The organism is Mycobacterium sp. D16R24 (assembly GCF_002013385.1).
Classification (GTDB): domain Bacteria; phylum Actinomycetota; class Actinomycetes; order Mycobacteriales; family Mycobacteriaceae; genus Mycobacterium.
The window spans coordinates 17,888-40,447 of sequence record NZ_MAEV01000033.1; the positions used below are offsets into that span (position 1 = coordinate 17,888).

Annotated in this window: 20 protein-coding genes and 1 pseudogene; 6 read left to right on the forward strand and 15 right to left on the reverse strand. The window is 62.0% G+C overall.

The genetic code is table 11. From position 1 onward, the window contains the following. Positions 1 to 34 precede the first annotated feature (34 nt). A complete protein-coding gene (locus tag B4383_RS23600; protein ID WP_078293998.1) occupies positions 35 to 748 on the reverse strand; it encodes a LysR family transcriptional regulator substrate-binding protein in 714 nt (237 codons plus the stop codon). 28 nt (positions 749 to 776) lie between these two features. Here B4383_RS23600 and B4383_RS23605 point away from each other — a divergent pair, with 28 nt between their 5' ends. Continuing rightward, positions 777 to 1,163: a DUF5997 family protein gene (locus B4383_RS23605; protein ID WP_078294001.1), complete on the forward strand. Its 387-nt coding sequence runs from the start codon at positions 777 to 779 to the stop codon at positions 1,161 to 1,163. A 24-nt stretch (positions 1,164 to 1,187) separates the two neighbouring features. Here the strand turns inward: B4383_RS23605 and B4383_RS23610 are convergent, their stop codons facing one another. The 6 genes from B4383_RS23610 to B4383_RS23635 are packed head-to-tail and all read right to left on the reverse strand — an operon-like array spanning position 1,188 to position 6,579. Next, positions 1,188 to 1,895, reverse strand: coding sequence for an anti-sigma factor (locus B4383_RS23610; RefSeq protein WP_139361015.1), 708 nt, complete (start codon positions 1,893 to 1,895; stop codon positions 1,188 to 1,190). Next, complete coding sequence (gene sigK / locus B4383_RS23615; protein ID WP_078294043.1) at positions 1,892 to 2,437, reverse strand: ECF RNA polymerase sigma factor SigK; 546 nt, start codon at positions 2,435 to 2,437, stop codon at positions 1,892 to 1,894. The genes B4383_RS23610 and sigK overlap by 4 nt, the downstream gene beginning before the upstream one ends. 32 nt (positions 2,438 to 2,469) lie before the next feature. After that, positions 2,470 to 3,243 carry a DUF1295 domain-containing protein gene (locus B4383_RS23620; RefSeq protein WP_078294045.1) on the reverse strand — a complete coding sequence of 258 codons (774 nt, stop codon included), beginning with the start codon at positions 3,241 to 3,243 and terminating at the stop codon, positions 2,470 to 2,472. An 8-nt stretch (positions 3,244 to 3,251) separates the two neighbouring features. Then, positions 3,252 to 4,526, reverse strand: coding sequence for a class I SAM-dependent methyltransferase (locus B4383_RS23625; RefSeq protein WP_078294011.1), 1,275 nt, complete (start codon positions 4,524 to 4,526; stop codon positions 3,252 to 3,254). Then, the gene (locus B4383_RS23630) at positions 4,523 to 5,260 is read right to left on the reverse strand and encodes a DUF1365 domain-containing protein (protein WP_078294013.1); all 738 of its coding nucleotides are present in this window, start codon (positions 5,258 to 5,260) and stop codon (positions 4,523 to 4,525) included. The genes B4383_RS23625 and B4383_RS23630 overlap by 4 nt, the downstream gene beginning before the upstream one ends. Further along, positions 5,257 to 6,579: an FAD-dependent oxidoreductase gene (locus B4383_RS23635; RefSeq protein WP_176126607.1), complete on the reverse strand. Its 1,323-nt coding sequence runs from the start codon at positions 6,577 to 6,579 to the stop codon at positions 5,257 to 5,259. Before B4383_RS23635 ends, B4383_RS23630 begins: the two co-directional genes overlap by 4 nt. Before the next feature lie 221 nt (positions 6,580 to 6,800). On the opposite strand from B4383_RS23635, the gene B4383_RS23640 reads away from it, so the two are divergent. The 4 genes from B4383_RS23640 to B4383_RS23655 are packed head-to-tail and all read left to right on the forward strand — an operon-like array spanning position 6,801 to position 11,126. Beyond that, entirely contained in the window at positions 6,801 to 7,709 is a 909-nt protein-coding gene (locus tag B4383_RS23640) for a cyclopropane mycolic acid synthase family methyltransferase (protein ID WP_078294018.1), read from the forward strand. Continuing rightward, the gene (locus B4383_RS23645) at positions 7,706 to 8,353 is read left to right on the forward strand and encodes a heme-binding protein (RefSeq protein ID WP_078294021.1); all 648 of its coding nucleotides are present in this window, start codon (positions 7,706 to 7,708) and stop codon (positions 8,351 to 8,353) included. Before B4383_RS23640 ends, B4383_RS23645 begins: the two co-directional genes overlap by 4 nt. Before the next feature lie 50 nt (positions 8,354 to 8,403). Beyond that, the gene (locus B4383_RS23650; protein ID WP_078294023.1) at positions 8,404 to 9,762 is read left to right on the forward strand and encodes a TIGR01777 family oxidoreductase; all 1,359 of its coding nucleotides are present in this window, start codon (positions 8,404 to 8,406) and stop codon (positions 9,760 to 9,762) included. After that, positions 9,759 to 11,126, forward strand: coding sequence for a deoxyribodipyrimidine photo-lyase (locus B4383_RS23655; protein ID WP_078294025.1), 1,368 nt, complete (start codon positions 9,759 to 9,761; stop codon positions 11,124 to 11,126). The genes B4383_RS23650 and B4383_RS23655 overlap by 4 nt, the downstream gene beginning before the upstream one ends. Here the strand turns inward: B4383_RS23655 and B4383_RS23660 are convergent. From B4383_RS23660 to B4383_RS26820, 6 genes are all read right to left on the reverse strand, one after another. Beyond that, positions 11,123 to 11,617 (reverse strand): TspO/MBR family protein, encoded by a 495-nt coding sequence (locus B4383_RS23660; RefSeq protein ID WP_078294027.1) that lies wholly within the window; start codon positions 11,615 to 11,617, stop codon positions 11,123 to 11,125. The two genes, B4383_RS23655 and B4383_RS23660, sit on opposite strands and share 4 nt — an antisense overlap. Before the next feature lie 895 nt (positions 11,618 to 12,512). Then, positions 12,513 to 15,377: a hypothetical protein gene (locus B4383_RS23670; protein ID WP_286150736.1), complete on the reverse strand. Its 2,865-nt coding sequence runs from the start codon at positions 15,375 to 15,377 to the stop codon at positions 12,513 to 12,515. Positions 15,378 to 15,776: 399 nt separating this feature from the next. Then, positions 15,777 to 17,915, reverse strand: coding sequence for a class 1b ribonucleoside-diphosphate reductase subunit alpha (gene nrdE, locus B4383_RS23675; protein ID WP_139361016.1), 2,139 nt, complete (start codon positions 17,913 to 17,915; stop codon positions 15,777 to 15,779). Next, positions 17,912 to 18,352 (reverse strand): class Ib ribonucleoside-diphosphate reductase assembly flavoprotein NrdI, encoded by a 441-nt coding sequence (gene nrdI, locus B4383_RS23680; protein WP_078294033.1) that lies wholly within the window; start codon positions 18,350 to 18,352, stop codon positions 17,912 to 17,914. The genes nrdE and nrdI overlap by 4 nt, the downstream gene beginning before the upstream one ends. 21 nt (positions 18,353 to 18,373) lie before the next feature. Then, the gene (locus B4383_RS23685; protein WP_078294035.1) at positions 18,374 to 18,616 is read right to left on the reverse strand and encodes a redoxin NrdH; all 243 of its coding nucleotides are present in this window, start codon (positions 18,614 to 18,616) and stop codon (positions 18,374 to 18,376) included. A gap of 447 nt (positions 18,617 to 19,063) precedes the next feature. After that, positions 19,064 to 19,495 carry a hypothetical protein gene (locus tag B4383_RS26820; protein ID WP_176126603.1) on the reverse strand — a complete coding sequence of 144 codons (432 nt, stop codon included), beginning with the start codon at positions 19,493 to 19,495 and terminating at the stop codon, positions 19,064 to 19,066. Positions 19,496 to 20,218: 723 nt separating this feature from the next. Here B4383_RS26820 and B4383_RS23700 point away from each other — a divergent pair. Then, positions 20,219 to 20,437, forward strand: coding sequence for a helix-turn-helix domain-containing protein (locus B4383_RS23700; RefSeq protein WP_078294037.1), 219 nt, complete (start codon positions 20,219 to 20,221; stop codon positions 20,435 to 20,437). 35 nt (positions 20,438 to 20,472) lie between these two features. On the opposite strand, the gene B4383_RS23705 is transcribed toward B4383_RS23700, so the two are convergent. Together B4383_RS23705 and B4383_RS23710 are read right to left on the reverse strand one after the other, a co-directional pair. Further along, positions 20,473 to 21,081 carry a hypothetical protein gene (locus B4383_RS23705; protein ID WP_286150737.1) on the reverse strand — a complete coding sequence of 203 codons (609 nt, stop codon included), beginning with the start codon at positions 21,079 to 21,081 and terminating at the stop codon, positions 20,473 to 20,475. Continuing rightward, positions 21,069 to 22,560: pseudogene (locus B4383_RS23710) on the reverse strand (hypothetical protein); the annotation flags it as partial. The pseudogene B4383_RS23710 and the gene B4383_RS23705, both read right to left, overlap by 13 nt.

The window sequence follows — 22,560 nt, forward strand, 5'->3', positions numbered from 1 at the left end:
GTCGTGAGATTCAGACTCGAGGTAAGACAATGCGTCAGCGCCGCCCGCGCTTGGCCGGGATCGGCTTGCTGGCGCGCTTGCCCGCTGCCGCGCGGGCGGCCTGCTTCGCGATGGTCTTCTCCCGTGCGGTGCGCTTCTGTGCGGGCTGATCCTGCCCCCGCGATGACCCGGGTTTGCGGCCCCGCACAATGCCGATGAACTCGTCGACCAGTTCCGTCTGCGGCCCTTCCGGAAAAGCGAGTGCCACCGGGCAGGCGGGCGCATCGGTGATCGGACGGTACGTGAGGTCCTTGCGGTGATACAGCCGCGCCAGTGACTGCGGAACGATGAGCGCGCCGCTTCCTGCGGCGACGAGTTCTATTGCATCCTCAGTGGTTTCCGGCCGGTGATCGACTGGGCTACCGGGAGCACCGGCCCAGGCGAGGACGTCATCGAGTGGGAGCAGCATCGGCTCGCCGTCGAGGTCTGCGGCGGTGAACGTGTCGAAGGCACTGAGAACGTGATCGGTCCGCACCACGATCACCGTTGCCTCGTCGTAGAGGGGAATGACGGCCAGCCCGGAGGTGTCGGCCGGCGGCCGCAGCAGCGCCATATCGACGGTCCCCTCCCGCACCGCAGTGGGCGCGTCGGCTGCCGCAACGACGCACAACTGCAGCGGGACCTCGGGGTGACGCTGCGCCCAGACCCGAGCCCACTTCGCGGGTGTCCCGCCGGGGACGTACCCGAGGGTGAGGGAGCGCGAGGTCACTGCCTCAGGCTACCGATAGGCTGGTCCTATGAGCAGGCTGAACGCGCAGTCCATGAAACCCGCTACCGCGGCGAAAAAGCTGGACGTGTACCTGCAAGCGACACCCGCGGAGTTCCAGGAGAACCCGATTACCCGTGCCGAGCTCGCGGCCCTGCAAGCGGACCCGCCGCAATGGCTCAAGGACCTCCGCAAGAACGGACCGCACCCGAAGAACCTCGTGGCAGCCAAGCTGGGTGTCTCGATCTCCGGTCTCTCACGCGGCGGCGTCGAGGGTGCGCTCACTACCGAGCAGATCAACCAGCTGCTCGAGGAGAAGCCAGCGTGGCTGGTCGCGGAACGCGAGAGCTATCAGAACGTGCTGCGTGAAGAGCGACGCCTGAAGGCTCTGCACGCGGAACAGGCCCGCGAGAACTGAGCCCACACGCGGTACCGCAGTGCGCTACTGGTTCAGCGGTAGTTGCGCGATGACCGGGCCTGTTGGCGTGGTCGAACCTCGGCCGTTCTCGACAGTGAATGCCAGTGCGGTGGAGTCATTGAGGCGAGGTATGACTGCCGTAGTCGAGGGTGCGACGGCCTGAGCATCCATCGTTCCCGCGGACTGCGGCCCGCGGTCGCCGATCAGCCACATTTGGTACACGGTGCCGGGCTGTGGTGGGGCGACATTGTTCATCACCAACACCGCAGTGTTCTTCTGCCGCGAGTAGACGACGGTCGCGGTACCACCGGTGGGAATGGCGCCAGTGACGGTCCGCACATCGGTTGCAGTGAAGACTTGCTGCGCACTCGGAGGCGGAGGCCACAGGATAGTGCCGATTCCGGCGGCGGCCAGCCCGATAGCGGTGGCGGCCGCAACGGCCACGAGGGGCGCCCGCCAGCGATTGATATCTGTTGTCCTGGAAACTCTTTCGGTGTCCCGGGCGACTATCTTGAGTAGTCGTGAGCGAAGCCGGGCCGGGGGTTCGACCGCGGTGCTTGCCGCCAAGGCCGCCATGGTTTCCCGTGTGGCACGCACTTCCTCGGTAAAGGAAAGCGTTTGTTCGGTCGCGCCGGCCGACAGCCAGTGGTCGATCTGATCTCGTTCATCATCGGGCAACGCGTGCAATGCGTAGGGGGCTGCGGCGGCGGTGAGGTCGTTGGGTTCGGTCATGGTGTCCCCAGGCATCGGCGCAGCGCCTTGATTGCGTCACGCATCCGAGATTTGATGGTTGCCAGATTCGTGGCAAGTCGTTGCGAGACTTGGTTATAAGTCAAACCGTCGTAGTAGGCCAGATGCAGGCATTGGCGCTGGGTGTCCGTGAGCGTTTCGAGGCATACGGTGACTTGCCGCTGTTCTTCGTTGCGGATCACCGATTCAGTGACCTCGTCGACAGCTCGCTCGATCGTGGCAGCGCCATAGCGTGACTCGCGGTCGGCCGCAGATTGCTCTGAGCGCACGCGGTCGATGGCACGACGATGAGCCAACGTCATGATCCAGGCAAGGGGCGAGCCGGCGGTCGGGTCATAGCTTTGGGCCGACCGCCAAATCTGTAGGTAGATTTCTTGCGTTGTCTCCTCGCTGTAGCCGGAGTCGCGTAATACCCGCAACACCAGACCGTAAACGCGTGCGCGGGTGTGATCGTAGAGAGCGGCAAACGCCGCGGTATCGCGGTCGGCGACACGGCGCAAAAGGACATCGAGGTCGCCGGTCACGCCCGTGAGCCTAAACGCATCACGGAGAATGTTCACGATGATCCGCGTTTCGGGCGACGCGGCACGAAAAACGACACCCGACGTTGGTAGTCAGTGAATCCGGGCCGCCCGGCCATTGCCTTCTCGGTGCGGCGACCGCCGGTGGCGTGGACCAGGAAGTAGGTCATCAGCACGGGGTACGGCACTGTCGCCAACGATTGCCAACCGGTGATGGTGACCAACCACAGCCCCCACCACACGCAGGCATCGCCGAAATAGTTCGGGTGCCGAGTCCAGGCCCATAGGCCCTGGTCCATGATCTTGCCCTTGTTGGCTGGGTCCTGTTTGAAACGGCGCAGCTGGCAATCACCCACCGCTTCGAAAAGCATTCCGAGCAGCCATAACCCGATACCGGCGGCCAACACGGGGCGCAGTGACTCTGGAGTGGGCCCTTCAACGGCTGAGCGCAGGACGGGTATGGATACCAGCCAGGTGGCGGCGGCCTGGATGACGAAGATCTTGCGGAGCACATGCGGCACAGAGAAATCGGCGCCGAGCAAGTCGCGGTACCGCGGATCCTCCCCTTTACCAGCTGATTTCACCAGCATGTGCCCGGACAGTCTGGCTCCCCATAACCCGATGAGCACGAGCAGCAGAACCCGGCGCTGCCGGTCACCGTCACCGAGCGCGGTGCACACCGCGGCCACTGCGATAAACCCGAGGCCCCATGCGACGTCGACCACGTTGTAGCGGCCGATGCGGTGGCCGATCAGGAAAGTGACACTGTGCACGGCCACCACGGCCCCCAGCGAGCACACCATCACCATCAGAAAGTTCATTGTTGACCTCGCTGGAAAATCCACTGGTGGACATCGAGATACCCGGAACGAAATCCGGCTTCCGAGTACGCCAGGTACAGCTCCCACATGCGGTAGAACGCGTCGTCGAAGCCCAACGCCGACACGGCCTCGCGCCGAGCCGCGAACTGCTGACTCCATAACCTCAGTGTCTCGGCGTAATGGGGTCGCAGGGATACCGTCTCGATGGTCCGCAGATCCGTGGCATCAGTGGTCGTTTCGGCGATTGCCCGCACCGAGGGAAGCAGACCGCCGGGGAAGATGTACTTCTGTATCCAGGTGTGGGTATTGCGGCTGGCAAGCATCCGCTCATGGGGCATCGTGATGGCTTGAAGGGCCAGCCGGCCGCCCGGTTTGAGCAATCGGTCGATGGTTTGGAAATACGTTGTCCAGAAATCGAATCCAACCGCTTCGATCATTTCTACCGACACGATGGCGTCGTATTGGCCCTGCACGTCTCGATAGTCGCGTAGCTCTATCTGCACTCGGTCGGACAACCCGGCACCTTGTACCCGCTGCTGGGCCAGCTTCTGTTGCTCGGTCGACAAAGTCACCGACCGTACATGCGCTCCGCGAGCGGCTGCCGACAAGCACACTTGCCCCCAGCCCGTACCGATCTCGAGAATCCGGGTGCCGGGGCCCACCCGTGCGTGGTCCAGCAAGCGGTCAATCTTGCGCCGCTGAGCATCCGCCAGTATCTCTGTTGCGCCTGGTATGTGGTCGAACAGTGCACACGAGTACGTCATCGTCTCGTCCAGGAACATGGCGAAGAACTCATTCGACAGGTCATAGTGATGCGCAACATTGCGTTGGGCCTGCGGTGGCTCGTTACGTTGGGCCTGAGGGACGCGCGGCACAGCGATACGTCGGAAGCGCTGTAGCACAGGAGGAACCAGGTCCTCCACGGACCCGGCCCACTGGGTGAGAAAGTCGGCCAGCTCCTCGCAATCCCAGTCTCCGGCCATGTATGCCTCACCGAATCCGATCAAGCCTGACCGGCCCAGGCGTCGTGCCAGCGCCGCGGGCCGCCAGATTCTCATGGTGGGCAGGGATGCATCTGCTGCCCCCACGACGGACCCATCGGGGTACACCAACCGCACCGGGAGCCGCGCGGCCGCACGACGCAGCAGCTTGTCGGCTACCACCGCCCGTGCCGCCATCAGCGGCCCGGAAGGAACTGGCGTGATATCCGGCCCGCGATGCGCTCTGATATCGCGCACATCGATGGTGGCGCTGTCGGGATGCCCGTTCACGCCGCCCTCTCCCTCCCGTGTGTAGGTGTGCGCTCTACCACCGGTAGCCCTTTCAGCCACAGCCTGATCCCTTCTATATGGATGGCCAGCGCACCCATCAGCGGCGCCAAGGGCGCAACGGCCTGCAACCACAACAATTCACCGACCCGGGCCCGGCGCCGGATGCCGCGCACCGCGGCGAAGAACGGCCGCTGGCCGCTGCGCTGCAGCGAGACACTGATGTTCAGCGTCTCGCCGGGGCGGGCAGCACGAACTCGATATCGCCCGTCGACGCCGTTGAAGGGAGAAACGTAAAGCTGTTTGGCCACTTCAGAATTAGCAATCGGAGGCAGCAGATATGCGTGTCGCTCGCCGTAAGTGTTGTGGACCTCGGCGATGATGTGCGCGAGATTGCCGTAACGGTCGTGGCACCAGTACAGACTCAGCGGGTTGAAGACATGCCCCAACACCCGCGCCTGCAACAGCGCAGTGACCGTACCGCCACCCAGGTCTACCCCCTGCGAGGCTAAGAATCGGTCTACACGTTGGCGCAGCGTGTCATCGTCGCCGCCCCGGAAATGGTCCCGTGCTTGGAAACTGGCGAAGGCGCCCAGGCCGAGCGGCAGGCGCGGTGGCTTGTCGATATCGATGTACCAGCAATAGCCGCGATAGGTGAATCGGTGCGTGACCGGCGAACGCCGCACATGAATGATCCGGGTGCGGTACAGGCAGGGAACCGTCGTCGCGGAATTCATCGTGCTCCCACGTGGAGCTCGCGCTTGGCAGCCGCACCAACCGGCCAGTCCCGACCCAGTGCTTGTGCTGCGCGTAGGCCCGAGGCGGCGCCGTCCTCATGGAAACCCCATCCGTGGTACGCACCAGCAAACGCGATCTGGTCATCGTTGAGGCTTGACAGTCTGCGTTGGGCGGCAACAGATTGCGACGTATAGACCGGGTGTTCGTAGGTCATCTCGGCAAGCACCGCCCCGGGGTTTACCAAGTGCTCGCCGCCGAGGGTAACCAGAAACCTGCGCGGGCCAGGCAATCTCATCAGCCGGGTGATGTCATACGTCACCACGACGCCTTGGGTACCGCCGCCGCACAGGTAGTTCCACGATGCACGGGCGTGTGGATGTCGCGGCAATAGCGACTCATCGGTATGTAGTTGTGCGGAATTGCTCACGTACCCAATGGCACCCAGCACCGCACGCTCGGCATCGGTCGATTGCGCCAGCAGGGCCAGTGCCTGATTGGGGTGCGTCGCGATCACGGCGGCATCGAACACCTTCGGCGGGTGCCCCGCGGCTGTCACCACAACGCCCTCGGGAGTCCGTCTGATCTGGGCGACAGGGGAAGCGGTGAACGCCTCGTGTAGGCCGCGTATCACTGCGTCGACATACGTGCGCGAGCCCCCTGTGACTGTTTTCCACTGCGGCGACCCGAATACCGACAGCATGCCGTGATGGTCCAGGAACCTGAACAGGTACGGCGCCGGGTACGCCATGGCCTGTCCGGGCGGGCAGGACCACACGGCGGCCACCAATGGTGTCAGGAAGCGGCCGAGGAAGAACTGTGAAAAACCCAACTGCTGAACGAAATCCCTGAGACTCAGGGCGTTGCCGTCCGCGTCAGGGTCAGCGAGCAGTCGGCGAGCGTGGCGATGAAACCGCTTGATCTCTACCAGCATCCACAGATAGCGGGGACTCGCCGTGGCGGGCGAGGCGAAGAGGCCGCGTACGCCCCTCGCACCGGCGTACTCCAGCCCAGTGCTGTCGTCGCGCACCGACATCGACATATCGGTGTCGTCGGTGGCGATACCGAGTTCGTCGAACAATCGGCACAGTGTGGGGTAGGTCCGGTCGTTGTGCACCAGGAACGCGGTGTCGACCGCGGTCAGCGCACCTTGGCCGGCATCGACGAACTGGGTGTGAGCGTGGCCCCCGAAACGCACATCGGCCTCGTACAACGAGACCCGGTCGTAGGCGGACAGCACATAAGCTGCGGTCAATCCGGCCACCCCACTGCCGATGACGGCGATGGACCGTGCCCCGCCGGGTCCAGATATTTCACTCACACCCGGTATTCGGAGTAAACCTGCCCGCGGATGGGTACTGCCTCTATCGGATGGCGTCTCGGCGCGGGCTAGGCCTTTTTACGCAACCGACCCATCCAGATGACGTTCGGCACCGAATAGACAACAGAGCTGCGCACACATGCCCCTGGAGCGCATCCACTCCTCAGAAGAAAGGGCGGCAGGTAGACGTCCCCGCACCGCCAATGAAAGGTTCTGCCCAGATGCCAGACTCACCGCGACTGCGCCCGCATTTCGCCGATGTCCAGGCCCATTACGACCTGTCGGATGACTTCTTCCGCCTTTTTCTCGACTCGACTCAGACTTACAGCTGCGCCTACTTCGAGCCCGACGATATGACTCTCGAGGAAGCGCAGCTGGCCAAGATCGACTTGGCGTTGGGCAAGCTGCACCTTGAGCCCGGGATGACGCTGCTGGATGTGGGGTGTGGTTGGGGCGCCACCATCAACCGGGCATTGGAGAAGTACGACGTCAACGTCATCGGTTTGACCCTGAGTAATAATCAGAAGGCGCACGTCGAGAAGCTTTTGGCGGCATCGTCGAGTACCCGGTCAAAGACCGTCCAGCTGCACGGGTGGGAGGAGTTCGAGGGCAAGGTCGACCGGATCGTGTCGATCGGCGCGTTCGAACATTTCGGCTTTGACCGCTACGACGACTTCTTCAGGTTCGCCTACAACGCGCTACCCGATGACGGCGTGATGCTGCTGCACACCATCACCGGACTGCACCCGAAGGAGATCGTGGCCAAGGGCCTGCCGCTGAGCTTCGAGCTGGCGCGCTTCATCAAATTCATGGTCACCGAGATCTTCCCCGGCGGACGAGTGCCGTCCATCGACATGGTGCGCGAGCATGCCGAGCGGGCGGGCTTCAGCTGCACGCGAATACACCAACTACAGCCGCACTATGCCAAGACCCTGGACCTGTGGGCGGCGGCACTTGAGGAACACAAGGATCAGGCCATCGCTATCCAGGACGAGGTTGTGTATGAGCGGTACATGAAGTACCTCACCGGATGTGCGAAGTATTTCCGCATCGGCTACATCGACGTCGCCCAGTTCACCCTCTCCAAGCTGCACCTCCCATATCTCGAGAACGAAAGGAGCAAGAAATGAGCGCCATCGTGCCGCTCTGGACCCTCGGTGTCGAACTGCTCAAAGCCGCGGGCAATATCTTCGGGGTCCGCACAGGCACCGAAGAACCGCAATACTCGTCACGGCCACTGACCGCTTCGGTGCAGATCAGGCAGTACAGCAGCCGAGTCGCGGCAGAAACGATCGTCTTGGCCGATGATGACCTGGCACGCAGTGAGGGCTTTCGCCGCCTTGCGGGTTACATTTTCGGCAAGAACCACCGGCAGGCCAAGATCGCCATGACCGCACCGGTAGCCCAACAAAACGACACCATCGCCATGACGGCCCCTGTTGGCCAATTATCAAGCGCTGCTGGCGGTTCAATAATCCGGTTCTACATGCCGGCGAAATGGACACTGGCTAGCCTGCCCACTCCCGGCGATGAAAGCATCCGGCTCACCGAAGTGCCCGCTGAAACGCTCGCAGTGCTGCGCTTCAGCGGTGACCGATCGGCGGCCACCGTCGCCAGACGCACCGATGAGCTGCTCAATATCCTGCGCAACAACGACATACAGATCGCGGGCGATCCCCAAGCCTGGTTCTACGACCCACCGTGGACACTCTCGTGCGCTCGACGCAACGAGGTCGCAGTCCCGATCCACGCACGGGGTGACGACGCCCTCTAAAGGGACACGTAGAGCGCTTCGAAACCAGCCTTCCCGATGATCGGAGACTTATGGGTAGCAGTGGTTCGGTGATTGTCGACGCGCCCGTCGAGGACGTATTCGCCTGGTATTCCAGGCCGGGCGCGTTCAGACGCTTGGCTGCACCGTGGGCGCCGCTCGAGCTGCGTACCGAAGCGGCCTCGCTGTGTGACGGGACTGCCGTACTGGACTTGCCGGCAGGCCTGCGCTGGGTCTCCCGGCACAATCAGGATGCTTTCCTGCCCGGCCGACGATTCGTCGACGAAGGCGTCGCGACGGGACTGCGGTCGGCGGTAAGTGGTTTGTTGCCTTGGCGGCATATCCACGAGTTCGAGCCACTCGACGGCGGCCGCACTCGGGTACGCGACACCATCGAGACCCCCATTCCCGGAAGGTTTCTGGCCGAACTCATCGCATATCGTCACCGGCAGCTCACCGGGGATCTGGCCGCACACCGCATGGCCGCCGACCACGGAATGAACGCCTCGACAGTGGCAATCACCGGCGCATCCGGCCTCGTGGGTACCGCACTTGCCGCCTTCCTGAACACTGGTGGGCACCGCGTGATCCGCCTGGTCCGCGGAAAGCCGATCCACCGCACCGACCGGAACTGGGAACCAGACGACCCGGACCCGGCCGCACTGGAAGACGTCGATGCCGTCATCCATCTGGCGGGTGCCACCATCGCCGGACGCTTCACCCCGCGGCACAAAGAGCTCATCGCCTCAAGCCGAATCGAGCCCACTCGCCTGCTTTCCCGAGCTGCCGCATCCGCAGGTGTTCGCACGTTCGTCTGCGCCTCGGCGGTGGGGTACTACGGAAAGAACCGAGACGATGAAACCCTCACCGAAACAAGCCCACCCCCGCCGACGGCAGACTTTCTTTCCAACGTGGTCGCTCGTTGGGAGCAGGCAGCATCAACAGGCGAGAGCGCCGGGACACGGGTCGTCACTGTCCGCACCGGCATTGTGCAGTCACCACGCGGCGGAACCCTCAAGCTCCTGCTACCGCTTTTCCGGGCGGGTCTCGGCGGGCGACTGGGCTCTGGCACCCAGTGGTTGCCTTGGATCGGCATCGACGACTTGGTCGACATCTATCACCGCTGCCTGTGGGACCTTTCACTATCGGGCCCCCTCAACGCCGTGGCACCCGGCGTAGTCCGCAACGTCGAATACACGCGCGCACTGGCCCAGGCAGTCCACCGCCCGGCGGTCATACCAGTGCCTGCCTTCGGCCCCGCACTGCTGCTCGGACGCGAGGGTGCCGAAGAGCTCGCGATGGCAAGTCAGCGTGTTTCTCCCGCAGCACTATTGGACCGCCAGCATGTTTTCCGGACTCCCAGCATCGGTCCGGCCTTGGGCCATCTTTTGGGAAGTCATCTCCGCTCGTGACCGCTATCTGGTGGGCCCGCCGCGACTTGCGGTTGGCCGACAATCCCGCACTCCAAGCCGCGGCCGCGCGCAGCGATGTACTTGCCGTGTTCATCCTGGACCCGCAGTTGCTGAGCGGCGCACCACGTCCGCGGGATGCGTGGCTTGCCGCCAACGTTGTTGACCTTGACAACCAACTCGACGGGCGGCTCTGCCTCCATTCCGGTGCGCCGGAACAGGTCCTTACAGGGCTCGCGGAACGTGTCGGCGCAACTGAGGTGCACGTAAGCCGGGAGACGACCCCTTTCGGTAGGCGCCGGGATACGTCGGTATCGGCCGCGTTGGCCGAGATCGGCGTGGACTGGATCGAGACGGGCTCACCCTACGTAGTGACGCCGGGGCGGATCACCAAATCCGACGGGTCCCCGTACCGGGTATTCACCGCATTCGAACGCGCCTGGCGCGAGCACCACTGGCCGCGCCCCGCCCACCTGAAAACGAGGCCTTCCTGGACCAAGCCTCCCGAGCCCGCGCAATTGGGTCCCGTCAGGTCGGCACTCACAGAACTGGCCCAAAGATGCAGCATCACCATGCCGCCCGCGGGCGAGGTAGCGGCCCGCATGTTGTGGGAACACTTCCTCACACACGATCTCACCGGGTATGCCGTACGTCGTGACCGCGCCGATCTGGACGCCACATCCAGGATCTCGCCCTATCTGAAAGTCGGCGCCATCCATCCCCGCACCATGCTCGCCGACCTGGCCGCCATCGCGGGCCAAGACGCCGCCAAGTTCGTTTCGGAGCTGGCCTGGCGAGACTTCTACGCCGACGTGCTCTATCACCAACCACACTCCGCGCACGCCGACTTAACCGATGCCCTAGCGCATTTGTCCTACACCGAACCCGGCGAGGGCTTTACGGCCTGGCAGCGCGGAGAAACCGGATACCCATTGGTTGATGCAGGTATGCGGCAACTACTTGCCGAAGGTTGGATGCACAACCGAGTACGGATGGTCACCGCGAGCTTCCTTACTAAGGATCTCCACATCTGGTGGCCGCACGGAGCCAAGCACTTCATGAACCACCTCATCGATGCCGACAGCGCATCCAATACACACGGCTGGCAATGGGTCGCAGGAACGGGCACCGATGCCGCCCCGTACTTCCGGGTCTTTAATCCGACGGCTCAGGCACAAAAGTTCGACCCGAATGGCGATTACATACGCAAATACATCCCTGAACTACAGCACCTGCCCGGCACCTCAGCCCTCACGCCCTGGAAGCACTCCGACGGCCACCTTCACGGATATCCGACTACCATCCTCGATCACGCAGAGGAAAGAAACATCGCGCTGCACCGTTACCGGGCCAGGCAAGACCACTAGCTATTCAGCTGCCACACCGAGAAATTCAGCACCGCCGCGAAGGTCGTCCATGCTAAGTAGGGAAGCAACAAGATTGCGGCCCAACGGCTTCTGTGCCAGAACAGCATCACCGTTGCGGCAATGAATCCCCACAGCACGAGGATCTCGATGAATGCCGTTCCCCGCCAGCCAAGACCAAAGAACAGGGGTGTCCACGCCATGTTCAGGACGAGCTGTATCCCGTACGCCGCCAGAGGCAGCCGGTTCTCTGGTGAGGGATATGACCGCCATACCAGCCATGCCGATACCGCCATCGACGCATACAGCACGGTCCACATAGGGCCAAACAGTGCGGCCGGTGGAGCCCAACCGGGCTGTTGCAGACGCCCATAGGTTTCCGCGGCACTCGTTACGGCCACCCCGCCGACTCCCGCAGCGATCGTCACCGCAATGGCAGAGACGGCAAGCCCAGCCCCTTCCCTGGGCCACCGGCGCGAAATCCCTTGAGTCATAACGCCATAATAGACAGAATTCGCACGTTGGTGACACTCCGCCCAGATCTAGGTTCACTATGCGGGCAACACCCAGAGGCGTACCCGAGCGTGAGCGAACGCACAGTTCATGAAACCCGCCGCCGCGGCGAGGAGTTGGACGTGTACTTGTAGGCGACCCCTGCAGATCGATCAGGTGCCCGAGGAGAAGCCGCCGTGGCTAATCACCGAACGCCAGAGCTACCAAGAGGTGCTGCGCCAAAACTCCACTCCGACGGCGCGAAGAATCCGTGCGATGGCAGAGCCGCTCTTCACAAACGCACGACGTCGAACTCTTCGATCGCGCGCGCCAGCATGGGGAATCGTCTGTGAGCCCGCGGATCGCCGTGGCGGCAATCATCGTCGCAGCGGCGAACCAAAGTCCGCTTCTTGTGTGGCAACAAGCTGACGGCCGACTACCAGCGCGTGATCAAGCCCTACTCACTAGATTGCGCGTCCCACTCACGTCGGTATGCCTCCATAAAAGGCTGGGCAATCTGCTCGCCCTTAGGAGTGATATTGAGCAACCATTTACGCTCCCACTCGCCGTCAGCAAAGTGGTTAACGTATGCGTCTGCAATCTGGCCCAATGTACCTTCGGTGTCAGAGGCCCGGACAAATCCTGACGCGCTCGGAGGATACGAGCCTAGTTCGAAAAGCCCATCATCCGTAAGTGAACGGATCAGTGCGAGAGTGTTGCGCTGGACTGCGCTAAGGGGCGCTTTGGGGTCTGATTGCTGTACATGCCAGTGAACAAGGGCAAGTTCCACCCAATCGCCCATACCTTCGATTAGGACCTTTTGACCCGGCGTAAGACTCTCATAGGCCATCTCTACCTCCGTTGATTCCCTTGCAGTCAGAGGCGTTTCGATCCTCATTACGGGTCCTCCACTTCGAAGTTACCCGACCCACCGATGATGTCATTGGCAATTTCATGGTCATTGGGAACTATTTGGTGCGGAATCGTCTCGAGAATTCCCGGCGGCGCGCCAACGGGAAAGCCCCCACCCCGAGGTGCCGGAGGGGCAACTGGTGCTGAACCGGCCCTTGGAGCGGCTGGCGAGGGAGAACCGGCCCTTGGAGCCGCAGGCGCCGCAGCCCCCTCTCTCGGCACACCTCCACCTCCCTCCGCAATTGGGGCCCTGTGGACCTTGTCTGTCGGGCGCCCCTCGCTGTTCTTTGGATAGACAACATCGACCGCCGGCCCCTCAGACTTTCCGCTCGTGTCTCTCCAGTTCACCTTCGTGCCGTCCGGCAACTGCACCCATTCACCCTTGTAATTGGGGTCTTGGATCGGTTTTCCACCTCGCGACCATTTGTCATACCAACCACGAAGGTCCGCATCGGTAGGCACCTGCCTGATCGGCGGGTTCTTTCCACGGGGAAGCCCGGCAATTTCCTGTCGAATCTGGTCACCCGTCATCGGTACCGGCGGATCAGGGGGCACCGGCGGGGCAGGCAGCGCGGGCTGCGGACCACCGAATTTCATCGGAGAAGCTGCTGGACCGCTTGCCGAAGTCGCCCACCCCACCATCTCTGCTGGCGCTTCACCCGCCGCCCCCGTCGGCACTCCACCCGACCCCACGCTGCTCACCGAGTTGACCGCACCAGCACCTTGCGAGGTCAGCTGCGCACCCTGCCCGACAAGATCAGTGCCCTTCGACACAGTGTCATTGAGTTGGGTGAACTGTTCAGTTTGCGGTTTCAGCTGTGGGTTGGCGTCCCCGACCGCCTGGGCGACCTGATCAGCTTCTCCCTGAGCAGTTTTCACAATCTGACTACCCGCATTCACCGCGTCGGCGGTGCCCTGGATTCCTTGCGAGACACCCTGCACCACCGTGACGGCGTCTTGCGGATTCACTGCACCAGATTGCGCCGACGATGCGAGTGAGGCACCGGCTTGCGCAGCCGAGCCGAAACCCTGCGCGGCCTGCCCGGACGACTGCCCGATCTGCTGGCCGGACTGCACATAGGTCTGCACATCACCCGGAAGACCCTGCACCGCTTGGGATGCATCCTGACCGAGCGCCTGAGTATCCGGGCCCTGCTCCTGCTCGTCCTGCTTACGCCGCCGCGTCGACGCCGCACCGAGTAGCAGCGAGGCCAGGTCGGTGTTCTGCGACTGCTTATCGCGGTCGCCCTGCTCGTCCTTGTCGTCCTTCTTCTTGTCCTTCGACGGTAACTTCGTCGACTGCTGCTGCTTCTGGTTCTGTTTATTCTGCTGCAGCTGCTTGGTCAGATCGTCAATGCGCTGCCGATCCTGACCGGACTGCTGCTGTTTCTCCTGCAGCTGGCGAGTCAGGTCATCGATCTTCTGCTGATCCGACGACTGGTTCGGCTGCTGCCCCGCATCCTGTTGAGGCGGTTGCTGTTGAGGTGCCTGCTGCGCGCCCTGATTCGGTTGACCACCTTGCGATCCCGCATTGTTGCCCGGGTTGGTTTGTCCGCCGTTGAAATCTGGATTCGGCCTGCCCGGTCCTTGGGTATACGGCGTCGCGTTCTGGTAATTGGGAGGCTGAGTGCCGTGCGCGGGCTGATCCCACCCTTGCTGAGGACCCTGCTGCCCACTGGAGCCGTGAGCACCGTTGTTGCTGATCGAGGGTGCCTGAGTGTTGTAGATCGATATCGAGCCGTTTTGATCCATCGGCGGCTGATTGATACCGCCCTGATAGTCCGGCATCTGCGGCCCACCCTGACTGGGAGGCTGAAACATCTGCCCACCCCCAGGAGGGCCATCGCTACCGCCCGGCCCTCCACAATCCGGCGGGCACGCCGCGCGCGCCACCGGCACCGTCGCCGGCGTGAACCACCCCAAACCCAAACCACTTGCCGAGAACATCAACACCGCAACAACACCCGCAGTCGCCGTAGCCTTCTGCGAGGCATCAGTAGCCCACTTGTAAAGCCCGCCAAGACCTTTCCACCACCCCAGATTCGAGCCGATCGCCCACAACAACACGAAGGCGATCGCGGCAATAGCGGGAAACACATCGGGGCCGGTAATCCATACATACAACCGCGGGGCGATTCCGGCGGTCAGCAGCACCAACCCCAAACCACCACCGATCAAAGCCGCCACCAGGCCCGGATGCCACAGCCCTTCCGGCGCGCCGCGCCTGCCGGTCGTCTGATCACGCTCAATGAGCAGGCCCGAATCGGTGAGAGCTTCCTTGGCCAAACCGGTCAAGTACCGGCCGCCAGCGAACAGTGCTGCACCGGCAAGCACCGCGACGAGCATCTGACCAACCCCAAGCGATAACGACCAGCCACGCTCACCGGTGAGGTGCTGCCACCAGCTGGCATATCCGCCCCGAAACACCCACCACATCCCCAACGCCCCGGCGACCACCGCCGCAGCCGCTACGATCGCCAACAAGGGTTCTGACAAACGCTCCTTGGCTTCATCAGATAGCGCGGCCGTTACTGGCTTGGCGCCCCACATCGCGAGCTTGATCCCGCCTCCGAGCGCTGTCATGCCCAGCAGCAACAACCCGGCCCAGCCGATCAGCTCTGCTGCACCATCGCCACTGCGGTACAGGCGGTGCAACGCGGCCACCGAGCCAACCACCAGGGCGCCTCCAGCAGCGAAAGCCGCTAGCCGACGACCGAAGCCACCTTCAACCCGGAGATGCGGTTCAAGATTCCGCGCAGGCAACTCTTGTGTAGCCGCAGCAGAATGTGCCAGATCACGGCAGTCCGTTACCGCTGTTAGCTGTTCAGTCGATCGATCGTTCCCCGCCACGCCGCCTCCGTCGAATCCCGCAAAGCCCTCAGGGACGTGACACTACGCCCCGATAGAGACACCTGTCCATGTGGATAGCAAACACTCTGCTTGCTGAAGAGAACCCATAGGGGGAAGCGAGCAGGGCCACGAAACGTGCAGATGCATCCCTCGACACCGAGCTCGATCGGGCTCTCACCCGATCGCGTGGCCTCCACCGCACCGAGACTATCGGCGACGGATACGTGCTGCGGACCGTCGAGGCTACACCGCCGACGGCAGCCACGTATCCGGCTGATCAGGGTTAGGTGCAGGCGACCAGAGACAGCTGGTTGAGCGGCGAAAGTAGATCGCCGTCGCCCAGATAAAGAAGCAGGCCAGGGAAAATTTTCCCTGGCCTGCAACCTAACTGGAAGAGCCTCACAGCATGCAGGAGACGCAGCCCTCAACCTCGGTGCCTTCCAGCGCCATCTGACGTAGCCGGATGTAGTACAGCGTCTTGATTCCCTTGCGCCAGGCGTAGATCTGCGCCTTGTTCACGTCGCGCGTGCTGGCGGTGTCCTTGAAGAACAGCGTCAACGACAGACCCTGATCCACGTGCTGAGTCGCCGCAGCATAGGTGTCGATGATCTTCTCGTAACCGATCTCGTACGCGTCCTGGTAGTACTCCAGGTTGTCGTTCGTCAGGTACGGCGCCGGGTAGTACGCGCGCCCGATCTTGCCTTCCTTGCGGATCTCGATCTTCGAGGCCACCGGGTGGATCGAGGACGTGGAGTGGTTGATGTAGGAAATCGATCCGGTCGGCGGCACCGCCTGCAGGTTCTGGTTGTAGATGCCGTGCTGCTGCACCGACTCCTTCAACCGCTGCCAATCATCCTGTGTCGGAATGCGAATCCCGGCGTCGGCGAAGAGCTGCCGCACCTTATCGGTCGCCGGTTCCCACACCTGCTCGGTGTACTTGTCAAAGAACTCACCGCTGGCGTACTTCGACCTCTCGAAGCCACCGAAGCTCTTGCCGCGCTCGATGGCAATACGATTCGACGCCTTCAGCGCGTGGTACAGCACCGTGTAGAAGTAGATATTGGTGAAGTCCACACCCTCTTCGGAGCCGTAGTAGATCCGCTCGCGAGCCAGGTAGCCGTGCAGGTTCATCTGCCCAAGACCGATGGCGTGAGAGTCGTTGTTGCCCTGCTCGATTGAGGGCACCGACCAGATGTGCGTCTGATCCGATACCGCGGTCAGCGCGCGGATCGACACCTCGATGGTCTGCGCGAAGTCCGGGGAGTCCATCGTTTTGGCGATGTTCAGCGAGCCCAGGTTGCACGAAATGTCCTTACCCACCTTGGCGTACGACAGGTCATCGTTGAACAACGAAGGCGTCGACACCTGCAGGATCTCCGAGCACAGGTTCGAGTGGGTGATCTTGCCCTCGATGGGGTTGGCCCGGTTCACGGTGTCCTCGTACATGATGTACGGGTAACCCGACTCGAACTGCAGCTCGGCGAGGGTCTGGAAGAATTCGCGCGCCTTGATCTTCGTCTTGCGGATCTGGCCGTTATCGACCATCTCGTAGTACTTTTCGGTGACGTTGATGTCGGCGAACGGCACCCCATAGGTGCGCTCGACGTCGTACGGCGAGAACAGGTACATGTCCTCGTTCTTCTTGGCCAGCTCGAAGGTGATGTCCGGAATCACCACGCCCAGCGACAGCGTCTTGATGCGGATCTTCTCATCGGCGTTCTCCCGCTTGGTATCCAGGAAACGGAAGATGTCCGGGTGATGCGCATGCAGGTACACGGCCCCGGCGCCCTGACGAGCACCCAGCTGGTTGGCATAAGAGAACGAGTCTTCCAGCAGTTTCATGATCGGGATGACACCCGAGCTCTGGTTCTCGATGTTCTTGATCGGCGCGCCGTGCTCACGAATGTTGGTGAGCAGCAGGGCCACACCGCCACCGCGCTTGGACAGCTGCAGCGCCGAGTTGATGGAGCGCCCGATGGACTCCATGTTGTCCTCGATGCGCAGCAGGAAGCAGGACACCGGCTCGCCGCGCTGCTTCTTGCCCGAGTTGAGGAAGGTGGGGGTAGCCGGCTGGAAACGTCCGTCGATGATCTCGTCGACGAGTTTCTCGGCCAGCGTGGTGTCACCCGAGGCCAGCGTCAGCGCCACCATGACCACGCGATCTTCGAAACGCTCCAGGTAGCGCTTTCCGTCAAAGGTCTTCAGCGTGTAAGAGGTGTAGTACTTGAAGGCGCCCAGGAAGGTCGGGAACCGGAACTTCTTCGCGAACGCCCGGTCCAGCAGCGACTTCACGAAGTTACGCGAGTACTGATCGAGTACCTCGCGCTCGTAGTACTCCTTCTCGATCAGGTAGTCGAGCTTCTCGTCCTGATTGTGGAAGAAGACCGTGTTCTGGTTGACGTGCTGCAGGAAGTACTGCCGCGCTGCCGCAGCGTCCATGTCGAACTGGATTTTGCCCTCGGCGTCATACAGATTGAGCATGGCGTTGAGGGCGTGATAGTCCAGCTCGCCGTGAGCCGAGCCGTGCGCAGAGGTCACAGGTTCTGCAGTTGTCGCGGTTGGCGCCACGGTGTGTCCTTCCAAAATTCGTCGAGTCCAGAGAGCACCTGCTGCACGTCTTCTACGGTGCCCATGAGTTCAAAGCGGTACAGATATGGCACGTCGCACTTGGCCGAGATGACCTTGCCGGCGTAGCAGTACTCCGCACCGAAATTAGTGTTCCCGGCCGCGATAACCCCGCGGATCAGGGACCGGTTGTGTTCATTGTTGAGAAACTTCACGACCTGCTTGGGGACGTATCCCCCGGCCTGGCCGGGAACCGGATGCCCACCGCCGTACGTCGGTACGACCAAGACATAGGGATCGTCAACCTCGATGTCGCCACGCAGCGGGATCCGGGTGGCGGGAACACCCAGCTTCTGAACGAAGCGGTGGGTGTTCTCCGACACGCTGGAGAAATAGACCAGATGGGCCATGCCCGGCTCCCGTACTACTTATTAGGCAGACACTGCGACTGCGCCAGCGAGCGTCTTGATGCGGTCCGGACGGAAACCCGACCAGTGATCGTCACCGGCCACGACCACGGGCGCCTGCAGGTAGCCGAGCGCCATCACGTAATCGCGCGCCTCGGGAACCTCGGTGATGTCCACGACGCTGTACTCGATGCCCTGCTTGTCGAGGGCCTTGTACGTCGCGTTGCACTGTACGCAGGCGGGTTTGGTGTAGACGGTGATGCTCATGCGTAGCTCCTCAGCGAATCGATCGTGTACATCTCAACAAAGTTTTCAGCAGTCCAGCACCCCGGAAAATTCCGTGTCGCCCGTGGTGGCTGAGCGCCAGGATCAGCCAGAAGATCTGGCGAGAATCCGGGCCGGGCGGCCCGGATTGATTCCCGGCCTTTCGGTGTTCCAGACACTACACCTAGTGTCCGACAATCGGAACCTATACAAGATGTTCTGAACAACATTCATGAAATTCCCTGGTCGTGAGACCTGACACCCCTGAAATATGGGCGTGTCGTACGCGCGGCGTGTCCAGGCGTCCGGCAGTGGCTGGACCACATGTGGTGTCTACCCCCGGGCACCGACACCGGCTAGCAGATCACCCACCGCCGGGCAAACCCTGCAGCCCGGCGAGCCTGTGGAAACTGTGGAGTTCTGTGGACGAATCTGGGGACAGATTGCGATCTAGCGGAAGAGTCCCACGTTGTCGGCCACCCACTGCGCGAAAGTGGTACCCGGGTACCCGGTCAGTTCGGCCACCAAGGTGTTCGCCGGCTGTTCGAAAGCAGGGTCGGTCAGGGTCTCGACGTACCACTGGGCCCGATCTCCCATCGTCGGCCTCAGCTCACGTACCACCTCTTCAGGTGAGCTGATCACATAGCGCACCTCCACGCCCGCCACATCGGCGATGGTCTGCACCAGCTGCTGCCGGGTCACCCCCTCCGGACCGGTAATCGGGTACCTCTTACCCAGGCGCTCATCGCCCGAACAAAGAACCGCCGCGGCCACCCGCGCGATGTCATCCATGGCGATGGGTGATTGGGCCACGTGGCGCTCCGGTTCGTGGACCGCGCCGGTGCGGTTGATCTGTTCGGCCCACATCGCGTAGTTCTCCATGAACTCATTTCTGATGAAATGGCCATTGACGGCTGTTGACGGATCATCATTGTCTTCGCAGTTCAAATGCCATAAATGACTATTGGACAACAGCGGTGAGCGATGGCTATTGACGGCTATGTTACGTACGTTTTGCGTACGGATATGGTGCAGACGACGATAGGGCCTGATCCCGTCTTAGCGCCGCACCCTTCTGTCACGATGGCTGTGGCCAAGTCACACCAATGCGATTCGGGTTGTGCGCCAGCCGTTTTGGGCTGATGCGCTCGCGGGGCTGCGCCACCCACATGAACTCGATAGGCGATGCAATGCTGGGTCCCACAACGGCTTTGGATAGCTCCGAGGCCGACAACCAGGGAAGGTTTTGCAGGATGACCCCATCACGGTTAGGCATGCAGGAGGCTGCCGCGTACCTCGGCGGTGTACCGGAGAACACGATGCGGTATTGGCGTGCCACCGGGACGGGGCCGCGTAGTTATCGGCTAGGTCGGCGTTGCGTGTACGACGTAGCCGATCTGGAGCCTAAAACACCACCCGATGTGCGGGGGCAAGGTCATTGACACGCCGATGACAGTCACTATCCCGCCCACCACACGGGGACGGAAGCCAGGGGCGGCTACTTCGATCCGACGAAAATCCAGATCGTATGGAAGCAGGAGCAATAGGCCAGGTGGCCAACCTGCGAGAATCAACACCCAGTCGCGACGGGAACGGGGAAAGCGAATGAAAACAACCGGGACGGAACGTGCTCAGGAACGCACGGCCCTGAAAGCGGCCTATGAAGGTGGAGCCAGGATCCGCGCCCTGGCTGCCGGTGGTGGACACTCTTACGGGTACGTCCACGACGCGCTCACCGAAACGGGAGCACAGCTACGTGGACGGGGCGGGCCGAACAACCGGAACCCGGTACCGCCTCACAAAGCCAAAACCCGCCCCAAGTAGTGGCACCACCGCCACCCCGGATACCGCCAACTAAACTAGGTGGCAAGTTGCGCGAGACGACGGCCCTCTCCGATCAATCGCGGCCGAATATCAGCTGACTGTTGATTTAGAGTTCCTGAATCCATTTTGTCCAGATCGGATTCTATATAGCCTAGAGTCGCAGCGATAATAGGCTCGGCGGCTATATCGGCGACATATTCATTCCTATCTCGGTGCAGCACGAGGTCGGCGAGGTTGAACAGGTTCTCAGATGCGTAATAGGCGCTCTCCGACGCTGATTCAGCCGGACCAGTCAAGACGTGAATTGCATATGCAGCGGCAGAAAAAATGTCGTTGACAACCGAATTATAGAATGTATATCCCTGATCGTCTTCGGGTAGCATCCTCTCAAACAATGCAGGTACATAGGCAGCGAGATCCGCGTCACTGCCATCGTTGACCACGCCCCAGGATGCGGATAGCGCCCCATCTATTGCTACCTGGTCAGGTTCATAAAAGCTACCAAGTACCTCCGCCCCCAAAGCTACTGCCCGTTGCACACTTGACAATGCATAAATAAACAACTCCACTGGCGGAGTGTTTTTTGCGGAGGCTTTAATGCGCGCTTCCGGGAACGGATTTGGGTAACTAGTTACTTCGGCCATGCTGCTCCTAGTCCACCTGGCAGGATTGTGCCACCTGACTCAACAATAGCAGTCGTACAATCTGGGCATATCAACCGCGTGACAGCAATCTGTTGGGGTGTTAGCCCTGCCGCCTTAGCCGCTTTAATCAGAGTTGTCTCAGCATGTAGGGACGGGTTCTTTGCGAGTTGTTCACCCGGCTGCACGAGTGCTCGTTGAGCTGGGGTCAGGTCCCTCTTACCACTTGCAATGAGGTCCGTTCCCTCTCGTGTTGACATCGCCCCGGTGGTTCGCATGTTTTGTGCGATCGGATCTAGCGCGGAGTGATATCGCGTGGCCGTGTCAGTAAGGCGCGTAGCCTCGCTTCCGACGCTCGAGGTCAGGCCGCGTTCTATGGCTGCGCCTTCGCCACCCAGAGGTAAGCCCGGTGCGATTGCAGCCGTCTCTACAAGTTTTTCGCCGAAGAATTTTCCTGGGTTGTCGTATACACGCTGTGCATCGTTGGCCATGCTGCCAAGAGGATTGGCGGTCTGTTCGAATAGTCCCTTCGCGGAATTGACGCCGAGGTCTTTCCACGAGTCGACGACACCGGGCGCGCCTGGCCCGCCTTGTCCTGTGAGGTTCTTGCCTTGCTGCAACATGTTGTCAGCGAGCTGGTTGCCGCCTTCGTTGGCATTGGTCACGAAATCGTTAAACCGATCCCCCAGCGGCTTATCCAGTGGCACCTCCCCAGGTGTGCGCATAGGCTCCGGGGCAGGCATGAACCGTGGGGTCTGTGCCTGCGTAACGGCGTCGTTGACCCGCTGGTCGATCTGGTCGGCAGGTACATGCTGGTTTTCGAGATTCTGGCGGACGAGGGCCCGGAAGGCATCCACCTGGCCAGATTGCAGAGTGGGCGTTAGCTGTTGGGGCGCCTGGCGGAGATCGTGAACCCCAGGAAGAGACGACAAACTGCCCGCATTCGGATTCGACGCTTGGGGTGGCCGTTGGGGTGCGCGCGTCGTTGTGCTGTCGAGGGCATTCACATTCGACGGCGACTGCGACGGCCCGGACGGTGGTGTCGGTGGTTTAGGGACATCAGTAGGACCGTTGACAGCGGTCGCGGTCCCCGAGAGTGCATCGGTGGCTCCCGACGTGTCGGGCATGCCGGATGCACCGAGACTTGAAGCGGTGTTGACCATTCCGGAGACCTGGGAGACACCGCCAGCCACCTTGCCGGTCAGATCAGCGACTTGGCCACCGGCCTGCGTGACCTGCTGCACCTGTTCGGCCTGGGGTTTGAGTTGCGGGTTGGCATCGGCGGCCAGCTGGGCGCCCTGACCGGCGTTGTTGATCCATGTGGAGGCGATCGACGCACCGGAACTCACGGCGTCAGCGGTATCGCTGATACCCCCAGAAACGCCCTGTACCAGCGCGACCGCGTCCATGGGGTTCACGGCACCGGACTGCGCCGAGGATGCCAGGGACGCCCCGGCTTGGGCGGCGGACCCGAAGTTCTGC